We start from the raw sequence: 14,397 nt of genomic DNA, 5'->3' as shown, positions 1-14,397 counted from the left end.
AGGCTGTCGAAGTAGACCTTCGCCTTTTTTAAAACGTCATTCTCCAACTGAGCATCTTCGAGTTGCTTCTCAAGCTTGCGAATTTGGCGTTCTAAATCTGCGTATGATTTGTCAGGGCCTTGGTTCTTTAGTGGCTTTGCCGTTTTCTTTTTCGAGGTCATGTGACTTCTCCAACTTGATAGCATGTCAGGATGAATACCGTACTTATTAGCGACCATCTTAACTGTATCTGTGGTGTCTAACGACTCTTGAACGACTTTTATTTTAAATTCGAGGGAATATCTACGCTGTGACTTTACTTTCATGATTACTGACTCCAAAAAGGTGTCTACTTTTATGGAGTCAGATCATGAGAGTCGATAGATTTAACTCGTTAGTGGTTAGATAGAACGAGTAACGAAATGCGAGGTAGGAGGTGCTTTAGCGCCGAACAACAGCTTTCTAATCACAGCTTAAGATTACCCTACGATTTTCTTGTAGGCATGAAATTTATTTCGCGCGACTTTTTGCGAGTTGTAGGTCGTGCTTTAGCGCGTTTTCAAAAAAGTTCGCTTTGCTTACCATGAAATCTATTGTTCTAGTTAGTGCTTGAAACAGATTCACAATTAACAGTCGATTTTTTTGATGTTTTATCTAACTTCCGAGTTACTAAAAACTCCTCGTTTTCAACGGTTAAACTTACATTCTTGTACCAATCATCAAAACTGGCTTTAGTTGCACTAGCTGGTAATTCAAATCCAAACGCGGAATCAATCTGCTCTAAGCTTGTTGGAATTTCTTTCTTCAAACACCAGTATAAGCCACTCAAGGCGCCAAAAAGATCGTCAGGTTCTTCTGCGTATACGGAATGCCAAACTAAGCAAGAGACAATGAGATACACTAATTTTTTCATAATTCTGCACATTTACTTTAAATGAATTGCTATCACTAGATGTGTATAAAACACCGAAGCTTGTCAATTTTGAGCATGCATACTTTACAAAGCTATAACAGTTCTACTCATAGCTACCTGAAAACCAGTCTAAATGAGCCATAATGTTCTAAGCTGGTGAAACTTACTCTTTATTATCTAAAACCTCGACTACATAAGCTAGGCCCTGTTTCCTAGAGCCTAGCGCCTGTTAACTTTACTCTTTCTAACTTTCCCCTTGCTAACTTTTTTTACCCATGCGTAAAACAAAACACATTAAGTTTATTACCGTCTAGGTCTCTAAAGTATCCCGCATAAAAGCCGGGCATTTCGCGTGGGCCGGGGGCGCCTTCGTCTGTGCCACCTAGTTCTATGGCTTTTTTATAAAAGGCATCTACTTGGGCTGGGGTTTCAACAGCTAGAGCAATCATAGTGCCGTTACCTACTGTGGCTTTTTCATCGTTATAAGGTTTGGTAACCGCAAAACCGGGCTTATCTTGGCCTGTGCTCCATGCCACAAAGCGGTCAGTTTCTAAAAAGCGCTCGGCGTTTAGAGTAGCGAACAATTCATCGTAATACTTTACTGCTTTAGCTAGGTTGTTAGTGCCTAACATGATGTAACCTATCATTGTGTGCTCCTTACGTTTAAAAGTGTCTGTACTCAACATAAAAGGGAAATGACCATCTGTCTATTGATTTCTCCATTCATCGCAATGGACTATATTTCTGATGGTTGTTACTTTATAACAGGTTAACACGCCCTAATTTCTGCTCACTAACAAGGAAATAAAATGAAGTTTAAAACGTCTTTAGCACTGCTTGCAGCAGCCAGCTTTTACAGCCATGCAGGAGCTAGCAATACCTTTCAACTTGAAAATGTTTTTGATCTTGAATACGCCAACCAAATAGAAATGACAAAAAATGGCGATACAATTTACTTCGTGCGTAATCGCATGGATATCAAAAGCGACCGTAAAGTCAGCAATATTTGGTCAGTAAACCCAGATGGTAAAACCATGCTACCGCTAACGTCTGGCGTGCATATGGATTACTCTCCGGTATTGTCACCAGATGAAACTCGTTTAGCGTTTATTTCTACCCGAGATGGTAGCAGCCAAATCTATGTAAAATGGTTAAAAACCGGTAACGTAGCAAAAATTAGTAACCTAACGCAAAGCCCTGGCGGATTAACTTGGACGCCAGATGGCAAACAATTGGTGTTTAGCCAGTTTGTGCCAGCAAAATCAGCAAGCCCAGTGTCTTTACCGGGCAAGCCTGAAGGCGCTAAGTGGGCAGAGCCAGCTAAATATATTGACGATACCTATTACCGTGCCGATGGCGGTGGCTACTCTGAAAAAGGTTATCGTCACTTTTTTATCATCAGTGCAACGGGCGGCAATGCACGTCAATTAAGTTCTGGTGGTTTTGATCATGGTGGTGCTATTAGCTTTAACGAACAAGGCGATGCGTTTTATTTTTCGGCTAATCGCTATGAAGACAATGAATTACACCCAACTGAATCTGAAATCTATAAACTTAGCTTAGCGGATCGTTCAATTACCCAAATAACAGACCGTAAAGGCCCAGATTCACGCCCTAAAGTCTCGCCAAATGGTCGTTATCTAGCATACACAGGCTACGACGACAAAAAAACTAACTATGAAAATAACGACATTTATTTACTTGATTTAAAATCAGGTAAAACCTCAGTACTCACTGCTGATTTAGACCGTAGTGTCGAAAGCATTAAATGGGATGATAGCGGCAGAGGTCTTTATTTTAGCTACGATAGTGAAGGTAAAACTCATCTAGCTTATCAGCCGCGTAGTGGTAAACATAAGGTGATTACCTCACAGATTGGGAGTGTCGCCTTTGGTCGCCCATATTCAGGTGGTGACTTTGATGTGAGCGAAGATGGTGAAGTTGCATTCACACTTGCAGATACCCAACGTCCAGCAGATGTAGCATTAATTAAGCGTGGTAAAACGGCGCGTTTAACACAATTAAACGAAGATGCGCTGGGCGACAAAGAGCTGGCTAAGGTTGAAGAAATTTGGGTTAAATCAAGCCACGATGGCTTGGCTATTCAAGGTTGGATTGCTTACCCGCCGGGCTTTGATAAAAACAAAAAGTATCCACTTGTTTTAGAGATCCACGGCGGTCCTGTTGCAAACTACGGCCCTCACTTTAGCCCTGAAGTACAATTATACGCAGCCAAAGGGAATGTTGTGCTGTATATGAACCCACGCGGCAGTGACTCATACGGTAAAGAATTCGCGCAAACAATTCATCATAACTACCCAAGTAATGACTTTGATGACTTAATGACAGGTGTTGATGCTGTCATCAATAAGGGCTTTATTGATGAGAGTAAGTTGTTTGTCACCGGCGGTTCAGGTGGCGGTGTTTTAACTGCATGGATTGTGGGTCATACAGACCGCTTTGCAGCCGCTGTTGTTGCTAAACCTGTTATCAATTGGATCAGCTTTGTACTAACTGCTGATTTCTACCCTTTCTTTGCTGACTATTGGTTCCCAGGTAAACCATGGGACAACATTGAGCATTATATGAAGCGATCTCCAATTAGCTATGTGGGCAATGTAAAAACACCCACTATGCTGTTAACTGGTGAATCAGACTATCGCACGCCGATTTCTGAAACCGAGCAATTTTACCAAGCGTTAAAGCTACAAGGTGTTGATACAGCGATGGTGCGTATTCCTAATGCCTCACATGGTATTACCGCGCGCCCATCAAACCTGATGACCAAAGTCGCCTATATTCAATGGTGGTTTGATAAACATAGTAAGTAGTTACGGGTTGCGAGCAATGGTTTAGGCGCGGCTTTATGCCGCGCCATATATAAACCATAACGCGGGATAAACCCGCTGCTTTTTTCTAACTTTTGAATTTCAATCTGATAGCTGACAGCTCTCTTTTCTGTAAACCCCCTTTACAGTCACAATGTGAGTAACTCCTTACATACACTTCTCAAATATCGGACATTAATCCAAAAGCAGTTAGTAAAAAATCGGTTTATAGCCAAAATCAGTAACTTGAGTTAGTAAAAAACCGGTTTGCGCCGCTAGAAACCTAGCTTCAGTTAGTAAAATTTTGGTTTGTAAGGGTGTTGAGTTGGTAAAAAATCGGTTTATAGCTTGGGTGAGTTGATAAAAAATCGGTTTGTAAATCGCAAGATTCTACAAAACAACATTAAATTGCCGTTTATATGAGCCAATTTTAACCATTCTATAGGCTGTAATAAGGCAATAGGCCCTAAATTAAGGCTTATACGGCGGAGGTAGTTAAATTCTGATCTAAAATTCTTAGGCTGGTAAATGCGTGATCTGTATTTTTATAAAGCTAGTAAATGGTTGATCCAAGACTTGGTTAAAGAGTGATCCAAACTACGAGATACGAGATACGAGATACGAGGTGCGAGGTTCGAGATGCGAGATACGGGTTGCGAGATGCGAGGTGCGAGATGCGAGTCTGATGGCTGACGGCTGAAAGCTGATAGCTAAAAAGCGAAAAAGGGCCCGAAGGCCCCTAACAACATTATTGAATAGCTATAAAGGAAACTACATTACAACTTGGTTAGAACTGGTTCATGGTATTTGCTTCACCACCGGCTTTAAGCGCATTATCACCAGAAAAGTACTCTTTATGAGTATCACCAATGTTTGAACCTGCTAGGTCTTGGTGTTTCACTGATGCTTGCTCACGGCGGATTTCTTGACGTTGTACGTCGCGAACATACGCCAGCATTCCTAGGTCGCCGAAATAGCCTTCTGATAGAATATCAGTGCTTAGCGCCGCTGTATGGTAAGTTGGTAGCGTGATTAGGTGATGGAAGATACCCGCTTCACGTGCACCATCTTTTTGGAAGTTTTGTACAAGTACGTCTGCTGCCGCAGCAAGCTCTGTGTCATCCATTTCTGGCGCCATTAATGCCTTATTGTCATCAATGCTTGGGTAAGCAGATAGGTCTTTACCTTGTTCTTGCCATTCAGCATAAACTTGCTCACGGAATTTAAGTGTCCAGTTGAACGATGGTGAGTTGTTGTATACCAGCTTAGCATTGGGTACTTGCTCTTTAACGCGGTTAACAAGCTCAGCGATTTGTTTAACGTTTGGCTTTTCTGTTTCAATCCACAGTAAGTCTGCGCCAGATTGTAAGCTAGTTACACAATCAAGAACTACGCGGTCTTTCTCTGTACCTTCACGGAACTGGTATAAACCATTATCTAAACGTGTTGGTTTGCAAAGCTGACCATTCAGCTTCATTGCAGTGTCGCCTTCGTTTAAGTCATCCACACTGTTTACTGGTGTTGTTTCAAGGAACGACGTGTATTGGCTAGCAAGGTCGCCAGGAGTTTTAGATACTGGCACTTTTTGAGTAAGGCTTGCACCTAATGAGTCTGTGCGAGCAACGATAATACCGTTATCAATACCAAGCTCTAAGAATGCGTAACGAACAGCATTAATTTTTGCTAGGAAATCTTCATGCGGTACAGTTACTTTACCCGCTTGGTGACCACATTGTTTTGCGTCAGATACTTGGTTCTCGATTTGGATAGCACATGCACCCGCTTCAATCATCTTTTTAGCAAGTAGGTAAGTTGCTTCTTCGTTACCGAAACCCGCATCGATATCAGCAATAATTGGCACAACATGGCTTTCGAAGTTATCGATTTTATTTAGTACTGCTTGAACGTCACCGCCGTTTGCTTTCGCTTCGTCTAGGTCTTTGTAAAGGTGGTCAAGTTCACGTGCATCAGCTTGCTTTAAGAAAGTGTAGATTTCTTCGATTAGCGCTGGAACAGACGTTTTTTCATGCATACTTTGGTCAGGTAATGGACCAAACTCAGAGCGAAGTGCCGCAACCATCCAGCCACTTAGGTATACATAGCTGCGTTTAGTTGTTTTGTTATGACGTTTAATTGCCATCATCATTTGCTGTGCAGTAAAACCATGCCAACAGCCTAATGATTGTGTGTATTGGCTGTGGTCAGCATCGTAAGCTACCATGTCTGCACGCATAATGTCTGCAGTGTATTGAGCAATGTCTAGACCCGTACGAAAACGGTTTTGTAAGCGCATACGGCTAGCGTATTCTGGGTTGATTGACTGCCACGTTTTGCCTTGTGTTTGACATAAAGTAGCTAAGTTATCGGTTTCGCGTTGATATGTTGTCATAATAAAAATCCTTCGAACGGGTTATCTATTTTTTGTTAGTGAGAGTGGCTACTTGGCGTTTGCTTCGTAGCGCTTAATTCAACATTAGGCGGATTTTTGGGATTTAGTAAATTTATAGTTGTTATTGCCACTATATTTTTAGTGAATGGCAAATAACCTGCTTATTAGCCTTTTTTACGATATGGTTGAGCCATGAATGATCAATTTAAGCTCGTTTAAAGGACATTATTATGACCACTCTCTCACTTAACGGTTTAAGCGTTGATCAACAACTTGCACAGTTTGTTGAACAGCAACTTTTACCAGGAACAGGCATTAGCACAGACACTTTTTGGCAAGGTTTTGCTGATATCGTCAATGAACTAACGCCAATCAATCGTGCGCTTTTAGAAAAACGCGAACAACTACAAGCAAAGATTGATGACTACCATAAGCAGCAGCCGGTATGGGATGCTGCTAACTATCAAGCATTCCTTGAAGACATTGGCTACCTTGTTCCTGAGCCAGCTAGTTTCAGCATAGAAACAGAGCAAGTAGAGCCTGAAATCGCAAACACAGCTGGGCCACAGCTTGTTGTGCCAGTGAGTAATGCACGCTTTGCCTTAAACGCCGCAAATGCGCGCTGGGGCTCACTGTATGATGCGCTATACGGCACAGATGTATTAAGTGAAAACGACGGCGCTGAGAAAGGCTCTACATACAACCCTGTGCGTGGCTTTAAAGTCATGGCTTATGCCCGCCAGTTCCTTGATAAAGCACTGCCTTTAGCAAACGGCTCACACATCGAAAGCACCAGCTATGCAGTGGTTAATAATGAGCTTTTAATCACATTACGTGATAGTAGTCAGGTTCGCCTAGCAAACCCTGAACAACTGATTGGTTACCAAGGTGAAGCGCAAAATCCAAGCACTATCTTATTGAAAAATAATGGCTTACATATTGAGCTGCAAATAGACCATCATCACCCAATAGGCCAAGCAGATAAAGCAGGCCTTAAAGATGTACTACTAGAAGCAGCCCTTACAACGATTATGGACTGTGAAGATTCCGTTGCTGCCGTTGATGCCGAAGACAAAGTAAACGTCTATCAAAACTGGCTTGGTTTAATGCAAGGAAACCTTGTAGAAGCATTTAACAAAGAAGGTAAAACCATAGAGCGTCGTTTAGCACAAGATCGCCAATATCAAGGTGTAAATGGCGAAACAATCACGCTAAAAGGTCGTAGCCTGATGTTTGTGCGTAATGTTGGCCACTTAATGACTAATCCAGCTATCCAAGATAGTGAAGGCAATGACGTGTTTGAAGGCATTATGGATGCCATTATCACTAGCACCGCTGCACTTCATGACTTAAAAGGTACAGGTAGCCTTAAAAATTCAACGGCTAATAGTATTAATATTGTTAAGCCAAAAATGCATGGTCCAGAAGAAGTTGCCTTCACTAATACCCTGTTTACCCGCGTTGAGCAGCTGTTAGGCTTGCCTGCAAACACCATTAAAATGGGTATTATGGATGAAGAGCGTCGTACTTCAGCTAACTTAAAAGCCTGTATTTTCGAAGCTAAAAAGCGTGTTGTATTCATCAATACCGGCTTCTTAGACCGTACTGGTGACGAAATTCATACTTCAATGCAAGCAGGTGTAGTACTGCCAAAAGGCGCTATTAAACTTGAGCCTTGGATCAGTGCATACGAAGACCGCAACGTAGATATTGGTCTTGCAACAGGCCTTAGTGGTAAAGCACAAATTGGTAAAGGTATGTGGCCAATGCCAGATAAAATGGCGTTAATGATGGAACAAAAAAGTGGTCATCCGAAAAGTGGTGCAAATACCGCGTGGGTGCCCTCTCCTACTGCTGCAACCCTACATGCAATGCATTATCACGATATTGATGTATTTGCCTGCCAAAAAGCGCTTATGGACCGCAAAGAAGCAAGCCTTACTAGCTTACTCACTCCACCGCTTATGAAAGATGCCAGCAGCTTAAGCAAAGAAGATATTCAAGCCGAACTTGATAACAATGCACAGGGTATTTTAGGTTATGTTGTGCGTTGGATTGACCAAGGTATTGGTTGCTCAAAAGTACCAGACATCAACCATGTCGGTTTAATGGAAGACCGTGCCACACTGCGAATTTCAAGCCAGCACATGGCCAACTGGCTGTATCATGGCGTTTGCTCTGAAGAGCAAATTAGAAAAACCATGGCACGCATGGCGAAAGTTGTTGATGGTCAAAATGAAGGGGATCCGGCTTACAAAAATATGGCTGATTCAGCCGAAACCTTAGCACAAAGTGTTGCTTATCAAGCTGCATTAGCCCTTGTATTAGAGGGAGTTAAACAACCTAGTGGCTATACTGAACCATTATTGCATGCGTTCCGTATAAAGTATAAGTCGTTAAATTAGCCACTACACAACTCCCCTTCGAGTTTCATGTGTCGTTCATAGCAGCCTAAGGGCTGCTTTTTTTTTGACTAATATCAACTGATACCAATCCGCAATAATACTTAATTATTTTGAGGGATTAAACCTGTCGCTACCTGCGTTAAAAATTTCTGATTTACGACTGCATGGATGCAGAAGGTAGAGCAATGCAGGAGCAATTGCCGAGCACAACTAAATAACGAAATTTTTGCCTTGTTATCAACGAGGTTTTATTGCCTCAAAATAGACCACTAAATTAAGCGTATTGGTATAAACTCATAACGACAGTGAATAGCCACCATTCATGGCATAATGAAAATCTATTAAAAAAGGGGCATTTGTTACCAAATGCCCCTTTTTACGTACTAATACGTACTAATTTTTTAAAAATTAGTTTTTAACAATCGCATTGTGATAAACGTTTTGCACGTCATCACAGTCATCAAGCATCGAAATAAACTTTTCAAAGTTTGCGATATCATCTGGATCAGTGATGTCAGTATGAACTTGTGGAACAAACGTGATTTCGTCTACTTCAAAGTTAATACCTTCAAATGCTTCTTCAAGAGCTGTTTTTGCTTTGTAGTACTCAGTATGTGGAGCGAATACAGATACTTTGCCGTCTTCTACTTCTACATCTGTTACGTCTACATCAGCCATCATTAGCGCTTCAAGTACAACTTCGTCGTCATCACCTTCAAAGCCTAAAACAGCTAAGTGGTCGAACATATGCGCTACACAGCCCGGTGTACCAATTTTTGAATCTGTTTTAGTGAACGGTAAACGTACATCTTTAATAGTACGGTTAGGGTTATCAGTTAAACAGTCCACAATAACCATACAGTTACCCGGGCCATAGCCTTCGTAACGTGCTGGAGAGTAGTCTTCCCCTGCTCCACCGGCTGCTTTTTTAATCGCATTGTCGATTACGTGTGCTGGAACTTGGTCTTTTTTTGCACGCTCAATAATACGTTTTAGCGCTTGGTTTACTTCTGGATCTGGTTCGCCATTTTTAGCAACAACGTAGATTTCTTTACCGTACTTAGAATTTACTTTAGTTTTTGCATTGGCTGTTTTAGCCATGGCGTTTTTGCGGACTTCAAATGCTCTGCCCATCTTATGCCTCTATGAATACATTTGATAATTGCCGATATTTTAGCAACTCATGACCGCTTGGGCTAGTACTAGGGCATTTTGAAAAATAAAAAACTAACAATAAATCTCAGGAAAAATAAAAAACAAAGCTATTTAACATAACACTTTATTTTCTTGGAATGAGTCAACCAAAGTAGGTAGTTCTGAAAAATGATGCATTACATAATCGGCCTGATTTGCATACTCAGGAATTTCATCTGGCGCGTACAAGCAAGCACGCATGTTGGCATTATGAGCTGCTTGTATATCAAATAAATAATCGCCGACATAAAGTAACTCAGACTGATCAAGCTCCCATAATGTCGCAATCGCATTTAAAGCACTTGGATCAGGCTTAGCAGGCGCATCAGAGCGAGTCAACACGGTTTCTATTGGTAAGGGGTTATTCTTTAATTTAATGGCAGCTGCACGGTCGTAGTTGCGAGTCACAATCGCCATCGGGATGTTATTTTCTTTCAGCCTCGTAATTGCCTCAGCAACGCCTGGCAATAAATGCGCATGCTGCGCATCAATAAGTTCATGCTGATGAACAATATTCATCGCTTCTTCACGCATGTAAGGCGAAGGTAACGAAGCAATGTAAGCAAGTAAGTCATTATCAAGCGGACAGCCTACCTGTGCTTTGATCAGTGAAAAATCCAACTCCGATGAAACCAAAGTACCATCTAAGTCAAAGATTACGCCACGGATATTGTTGTCATGGATAGTCATATAAATCCCTGTATATGAGAAGTGGGAAAATGTTGATGCCCATTAATAAGATAGTTTACGAAATGGGTTTATTAAAGGATCAAAGGATTAAAAAAGTAACTTTTTTAATCCTTTAGGACTGCTATTACTCTGGATTGACCGGCTCAAATCTAGCCTCAAGCCAAGTATCATCTTGGCTAAAGGTCAGCGTTTTTACCTTACCTTTACCCTCAATATTTACCATATTCACTTGTGTTGGCCATAGGTCGCGAAGTGCTCCGTTGCTCATTCGAATACCATGAATTCCCTCAGGGATCATGACTTCTTGGTAAACCCAAAAGAATTTACCATCAACTTGCGCACCCACATCTTTAAGCTCAAGCGGCTTGCCATCTAAAGTTTGTAGAGCAATATGTGACTCAACATAATCAGCAAAACGCTTCTGATCTTCTTTATTTGATAAAATATCAGCATTGCCGTCAAACAAATATTCAACGGCGTGCTCTGTATCATGTAAATAAAAACGATGCATCAGCTCAATATTGTTGGTGCGTTTGTTAAATAACACGGTAGTCACAGACGCTTTTAACTGGTGCGCCATGGTTGGCGCACTCAGTAATAAAGCAATAATAATGGCTATAAAGCGCATTATTGTTGCTCCTGGGCATCATTTTCGTCGTCTTTTTTCAGCTCAGTTTTAATATCTTGCATGATATCGCGGCTGACTTTCGCTTTACTCTTCTCACGTTTGTACACTTCAATACGTGATGGAATAATACGACGCGGGTAGTTATTGTTTTCTACATCAACATCCGCTGTTTCCCAGCGAGGGTCCACTGTAACAGACACTAGGTTTTTACCTTTTTCTGTAACAATTAGCTTTTGTACATGCTTGTGGTTACGACGCCAGATTTCAGCCGGAATGTACTGCTCTTCTTTCGTACCATCTTCGTATGTAAGCTCTAATAAGATAGGCATGACTAAACCACCTAAGTTTGAGAACTCAAGTACGTAGTAGTTTTTATCTTCTTTGATTGCACGCTCAAACGTTTTACTCTCCCAAGGCTCTAATCCTTTAAGGAATTTGTTATACGCGTTACGCTCTTTGTTAGTTACTGTGAAACGGTCGTTTTCGTCGTAGAAGTCAGTTACATCTGGGTTTTCTTCAACCCACAGTTTTTTACCTTCTTCTTTATTACGTTTTACGAATAACGGCATTGGCTTGTCAGCTTCGATATCACGTAAACGATTAAAGTCGATATCAGGATTTTTGGTATCTAAACGAAGTTGGTAAACCTTGTCTAGCGAGATATCAACGTGATCTGTGGTGTAGAACCAACCACGCCAGAACCAATCAAGGTCAACACCTGACGCTTCTTCCATAGTGCGGAAGAAATCAGCAGGAGTAGGGCGCTTGTATTTCCAACGCTGTGCATATTCTTTGAATGCAAAGTCGAATAGCTCACGGCCAAGGATCACTTCACGTAAAATGTTAAGTGCAGCAGCAGGCTTAGTATAAGCATTTGGCCCTAAACGTAATACGCTGTCTGACTGCGTCATAACCGGAACTTGGTTTTCTGACTTCATGTACTCAACGATGTCGCGAGGTTCAACACCCCAAGGAATAGTGTGGTCCCATTCGCGACCAGCAACACCATCTAAGAAGCTGTTAAGGCCTTCATCCATCCATGTCCATTGACGTTCATCAGAATTGACGATCATAGGGAAGTAAATGTGGCCAATTTCATGGATAACCACACCGATTAAGAAGCGTTTTTCTGCTTGTGAGTAGGTACGAGTTCCATCTTCTTGTAGGTCAGTACGAGGTCCGTTGAAGGTGATCATTGGGTATTCCATACCACCTACAGGGCCATTTACAGACTGAGCCACAGGATAAGGGTAGTCAAACGAGAAGCGTGAATACACTTCCATTGTATGAACTACTGACTCAGTAGAGTACTTCTTCCAAAGGTCACCACCTTCTTTAGGGTAAAAAGACATCGCCATTACTAACGGCTGATCTTTACCGCCTTGATGGTAGCCTTTTGCATCCCACATAAACTTACGTGAAGAAGCCCACGCAAAGTCACGTACATTTTCAGCTTTAAAGTGCCATGTTTTCGTTTTGTTTGTGCCTTCTTTTTCGTTTTCTAACGCTTCTTCTTCAGTCACGATGAAAACAGGGCGCTTAGCATCTTCCGCTTGTTCAAGACGCTTACGCTGTGTGCTAGTCAGAACGCTGCTTGGGTTATCAAGCTTACCCGTTGCCGATACGATATGGTCAGCAGGTACTGTAATTTCTACATCGTAATCACCAAACTCAAGTGTGAACTCACCGCTGCCTAAGAAAGCTTTGTTAGTCCACGCTTCATAATCAGTGTATGCAGCAAGCCGAGGGAACCACTGCGCTAATAAGAAGATATCGTTACCATCTTCTTCAAAGTGTTCATAACCTGAACGTGCACCAACGGCGTCTTCTTCAACAATGTTAAAGGCGAAGTCCATGCTGAACTCAACGTCTTTTCCTGGTTTAAGCGGCTCGTTTAAGTCGATACGCATTAAGGTATCTACTACAGTAACTTTAAGCTCTTTTCCGTCTTCGTCTTTAACATTGGCGATTTGATAACCCAGCTCGTTGTCGGCCATAAATTGCTGACGACGTAACTGACCTAAGCTCAATTTAGTTGATTTTGGCTGAGGATCACCTTGCAATGTTTTACCATTGAAAGTAGATGTCATTTCAGCAATTGAGTCAGATTTAAAGATATTTTGGTCTAGCTGTAACCAAAGATACTTTAAGGTGTGCGGCGAGTTATTTTTGTATTCGATAGTTTGGCTTGCTGTTAAGCGACGTTTCTTTTCATCTAGCTTTACATCGATGTCGTAGTTTACTTGCTGTTGCCAGTAATTTTCCGCAGGCTCACCGGCCGCACTACGGTATACGTTTGGAGTTGGAAGTGCTTCATCTAGCTGACGGAACTTGTCAACGAATGAGCCTTTAGTTTGCTCAACAGATGACGCCATAACAGCTGAAGATACTGCTAAAGGCAATACCAAAGCACTCAATTTGAGAACTGCTTTTTTCATTGTTTATCCTGTAATTAGTTTGCAACCGTAACATCGCAAACTAAAAACAAAGTTGCAACATTATCACGATAAATTGCGGTATTTTTCAGGTAGTATTCATCGGTTATTACTAATCAAGATTAATTGTTACTTTTTTTAATTAATATCTTGTAAAGGGGGTTTACAAAAACTGATTAATTTTAATTCAGCACTAATTCATTCCAAAGCATTACAGTTAAAGAGAAGGTAATCTACTTAAATTCTAGTTAATGATGAAAGGGTGATTAGATGAAGTTTTATATTGTAAAAAAAGACTCTCGTTTAGCAGCCATTCCTGCGCAAGAATCAATCTTAAACGAGTACCAAGAACGTGGTTTTAAGTTTGTTGAGGTCATCAATGCATGTGATGAATCAGACGCCCTATCACGAACAAAACCAGAGATTAAAAGAGCTAACAAATGGCTAATTTGGTCATCTTCATTGGTTATTTTGACCCTATCCATAATTATTTTTTGCAATTAAGTAATTTTTGTAGCATTTGCTATTGAAATTTACTGCCATTTATATTTAAAATCGCCCACTTTTTTGATTTTGGGGTCTACGAAGCATGCATTTTAACCCCCAAAATGTTTGGTAATCAGCATAGAATTCGGTGAGCGTATGGATTTCTATATCCTAAAAAAACAACAAGAACTAATTGCAATTCCAGCGGACGAACAAAATTGTAAACAGTACCTAGATTCAGGGTATTTTTATATCGACAAAGTAGCGGCATGTAATGAAACCAATGCCCTTAAGATTTTACAAGCTAAACAAACTAAAGCGCTTAAAGTACCTATGATCATGGCATTGTTAGCCTTGCCAATGGTGGTTTTTGCTTGGTATAGCTTAAGTTAACAAACCAGGCTGGGCATCTTGGCTCAGCTTAGGTATATTGACGCTCTTAATAAATAA

General features: G+C 41.2%; 12 protein-coding genes. 4 read left to right on the top strand and 8 right to left on the bottom strand.

The features are described from left to right. The 3 genes from ISP07_RS12470 to ISP07_RS12460 all read right to left on the bottom strand — a co-directional run. A partial coding sequence (locus tag ISP07_RS12470) for a transposase (RefSeq protein WP_209327814.1) occupies positions 1-305 on the bottom strand: 305 nt, incomplete at its 3' end. Positions 306-577: 272 nt separating this feature from the next. Next, a complete protein-coding gene (locus tag ISP07_RS12465) occupies positions 578-892 on the bottom strand; it encodes a hypothetical protein (protein WP_209327813.1) in 315 nt (104 codons plus the stop codon). A 269-nt stretch (positions 893-1,161) separates the two neighbouring features. Next, positions 1,162-1,539, bottom strand: a complete 378-nt coding sequence (locus ISP07_RS12460; RefSeq protein ID WP_054563159.1) for a VOC family protein — start codon at positions 1,537-1,539, stop codon at positions 1,162-1,164. A 162-nt stretch (positions 1,540-1,701) separates the two neighbouring features. Between ISP07_RS12460 and ISP07_RS12455 the strand changes: the two genes are divergently transcribed. Beyond that, the gene (locus ISP07_RS12455; protein ID WP_209327812.1) at positions 1,702-3,723 is read left to right on the top strand and encodes a prolyl oligopeptidase family serine peptidase; all 2,022 of its coding nucleotides are present in this window, start codon (positions 1,702-1,704) and stop codon (positions 3,721-3,723) included. A 784-nt stretch (positions 3,724-4,507) separates the two neighbouring features. Here the strand turns inward: ISP07_RS12455 and ISP07_RS12450 are convergent. Next, complete coding sequence (locus ISP07_RS12450) at positions 4,508-6,109, bottom strand: isocitrate lyase (RefSeq protein WP_209327811.1); 1,602 nt, start codon at positions 6,107-6,109, stop codon at positions 4,508-4,510. Between the two features lie 230 nt (positions 6,110-6,339). On the opposite strand from ISP07_RS12450, the gene ISP07_RS12445 reads away from it, so the two are divergent. Next, on the top strand, positions 6,340-8,514 hold the full coding sequence (locus tag ISP07_RS12445) for a malate synthase G (RefSeq protein ID WP_228290604.1): 2,175 nt from the start codon (positions 6,340-6,342) through the stop codon (positions 8,512-8,514). Between the two features lie 408 nt (positions 8,515-8,922). Here the strand turns inward: ISP07_RS12445 and ISP07_RS12440 are convergent, their stop codons facing one another. The 4 genes from ISP07_RS12440 to ISP07_RS12425 all read right to left on the bottom strand — a co-directional run bounded on the left by ISP07_RS12440 (position 8,923) and on the right by ISP07_RS12425 (position 13,464). Further along, positions 8,923-9,648, bottom strand: a complete 726-nt coding sequence (locus ISP07_RS12440) for a YebC/PmpR family DNA-binding transcriptional regulator (protein ID WP_054553380.1) — start codon at positions 9,646-9,648, stop codon at positions 8,923-8,925. Positions 9,649-9,780: 132 nt separating this feature from the next. Further along, positions 9,781-10,398: an HAD family hydrolase gene (locus ISP07_RS12435; RefSeq protein WP_054553379.1), complete on the bottom strand. Its 618-nt coding sequence runs from the start codon at positions 10,396-10,398 to the stop codon at positions 9,781-9,783. A gap of 124 nt (positions 10,399-10,522) precedes the next feature. Next, complete coding sequence (locus ISP07_RS12430) at positions 10,523-11,026, bottom strand: DUF6702 family protein (RefSeq protein ID WP_209327810.1); 504 nt, start codon at positions 11,024-11,026, stop codon at positions 10,523-10,525. Beyond that, positions 11,026-13,464: a M1 family metallopeptidase gene (locus ISP07_RS12425; RefSeq protein WP_209327809.1), complete on the bottom strand. Its 2,439-nt coding sequence runs from the start codon at positions 13,462-13,464 to the stop codon at positions 11,026-11,028. Before ISP07_RS12425 ends, ISP07_RS12430 begins: the two co-directional genes overlap by 1 nt. A gap of 267 nt (positions 13,465-13,731) precedes the next feature. Between ISP07_RS12425 and ISP07_RS12420 the strand changes: the two genes are divergently transcribed. Both ISP07_RS12420 and ISP07_RS12415 read left to right on the top strand, forming a co-directional pair. Continuing rightward, positions 13,732-13,965 (top strand): hypothetical protein, encoded by a 234-nt coding sequence (locus ISP07_RS12420; protein WP_054553376.1) that lies wholly within the window; start codon positions 13,732-13,734, stop codon positions 13,963-13,965. Positions 13,966-14,103: 138 nt separating this feature from the next. Next, the gene (locus ISP07_RS12415; RefSeq protein WP_054553375.1) at positions 14,104-14,340 is read left to right on the top strand and encodes a hypothetical protein; all 237 of its coding nucleotides are present in this window, start codon (positions 14,104-14,106) and stop codon (positions 14,338-14,340) included. Positions 14,341-14,397 lie beyond the last annotated feature (57 nt).

It is taken from the genome of Pseudoalteromonas sp. PA2MD11 (assembly GCF_017808125.1).
GTDB lineage: Bacteria > Pseudomonadota > Gammaproteobacteria > Enterobacterales > Alteromonadaceae > Pseudoalteromonas > Pseudoalteromonas simplex.
The sequence above is the reverse complement of the archived record's forward strand: the minus strand, read 5'-3'. Positions and strand labels throughout refer to the sequence as shown.

Coding starts and splice junctions, on each gene's coding strand:
- ISP07_RS12465 (WP_209327813.1), bottom strand. CDS start 892: ATGAAAAAATTAGTGTATCTCATTGTCTCTTGCTTAGTTTGGCATTCC.
- ISP07_RS12460 (WP_054563159.1), bottom strand. CDS start 1,539: ATGATAGGTTACATCATGTTAGGCACTAACAACCTAGCTAAAGCAGTA.
- ISP07_RS12455 (WP_209327812.1), top strand. CDS start 1,702: ATGAAGTTTAAAACGTCTTTAGCACTGCTTGCAGCAGCCAGCTTTTAC.
- ISP07_RS12450 (WP_209327811.1), bottom strand. CDS start 6,109: ATGACAACATATCAACGCGAAACCGATAACTTAGCTACTTTATGTCAA.
- ISP07_RS12445 (WP_228290604.1), top strand. CDS start 6,340: ATGACCACTCTCTCACTTAACGGTTTAAGCGTTGATCAACAACTTGCA.
- ISP07_RS12440 (WP_054553380.1), bottom strand. CDS start 9,648: ATGGGCAGAGCATTTGAAGTCCGCAAAAACGCCATGGCTAAAACAGCC.
- ISP07_RS12435 (WP_054553379.1), bottom strand. CDS start 10,398: ATGACTATCCATGACAACAATATCCGTGGCGTAATCTTTGACTTAGAT.
- ISP07_RS12430 (WP_209327810.1), bottom strand. CDS start 11,026: ATGCGCTTTATAGCCATTATTATTGCTTTATTACTGAGTGCGCCAACC.
- ISP07_RS12425 (WP_209327809.1), bottom strand. CDS start 13,464: ATGAAAAAAGCAGTTCTCAAATTGAGTGCTTTGGTATTGCCTTTAGCA.
- ISP07_RS12420 (WP_054553376.1), top strand. CDS start 13,732: ATGAAGTTTTATATTGTAAAAAAAGACTCTCGTTTAGCAGCCATTCCT.
- ISP07_RS12415 (WP_054553375.1), top strand. CDS start 14,104: ATGGATTTCTATATCCTAAAAAAACAACAAGAACTAATTGCAATTCCA.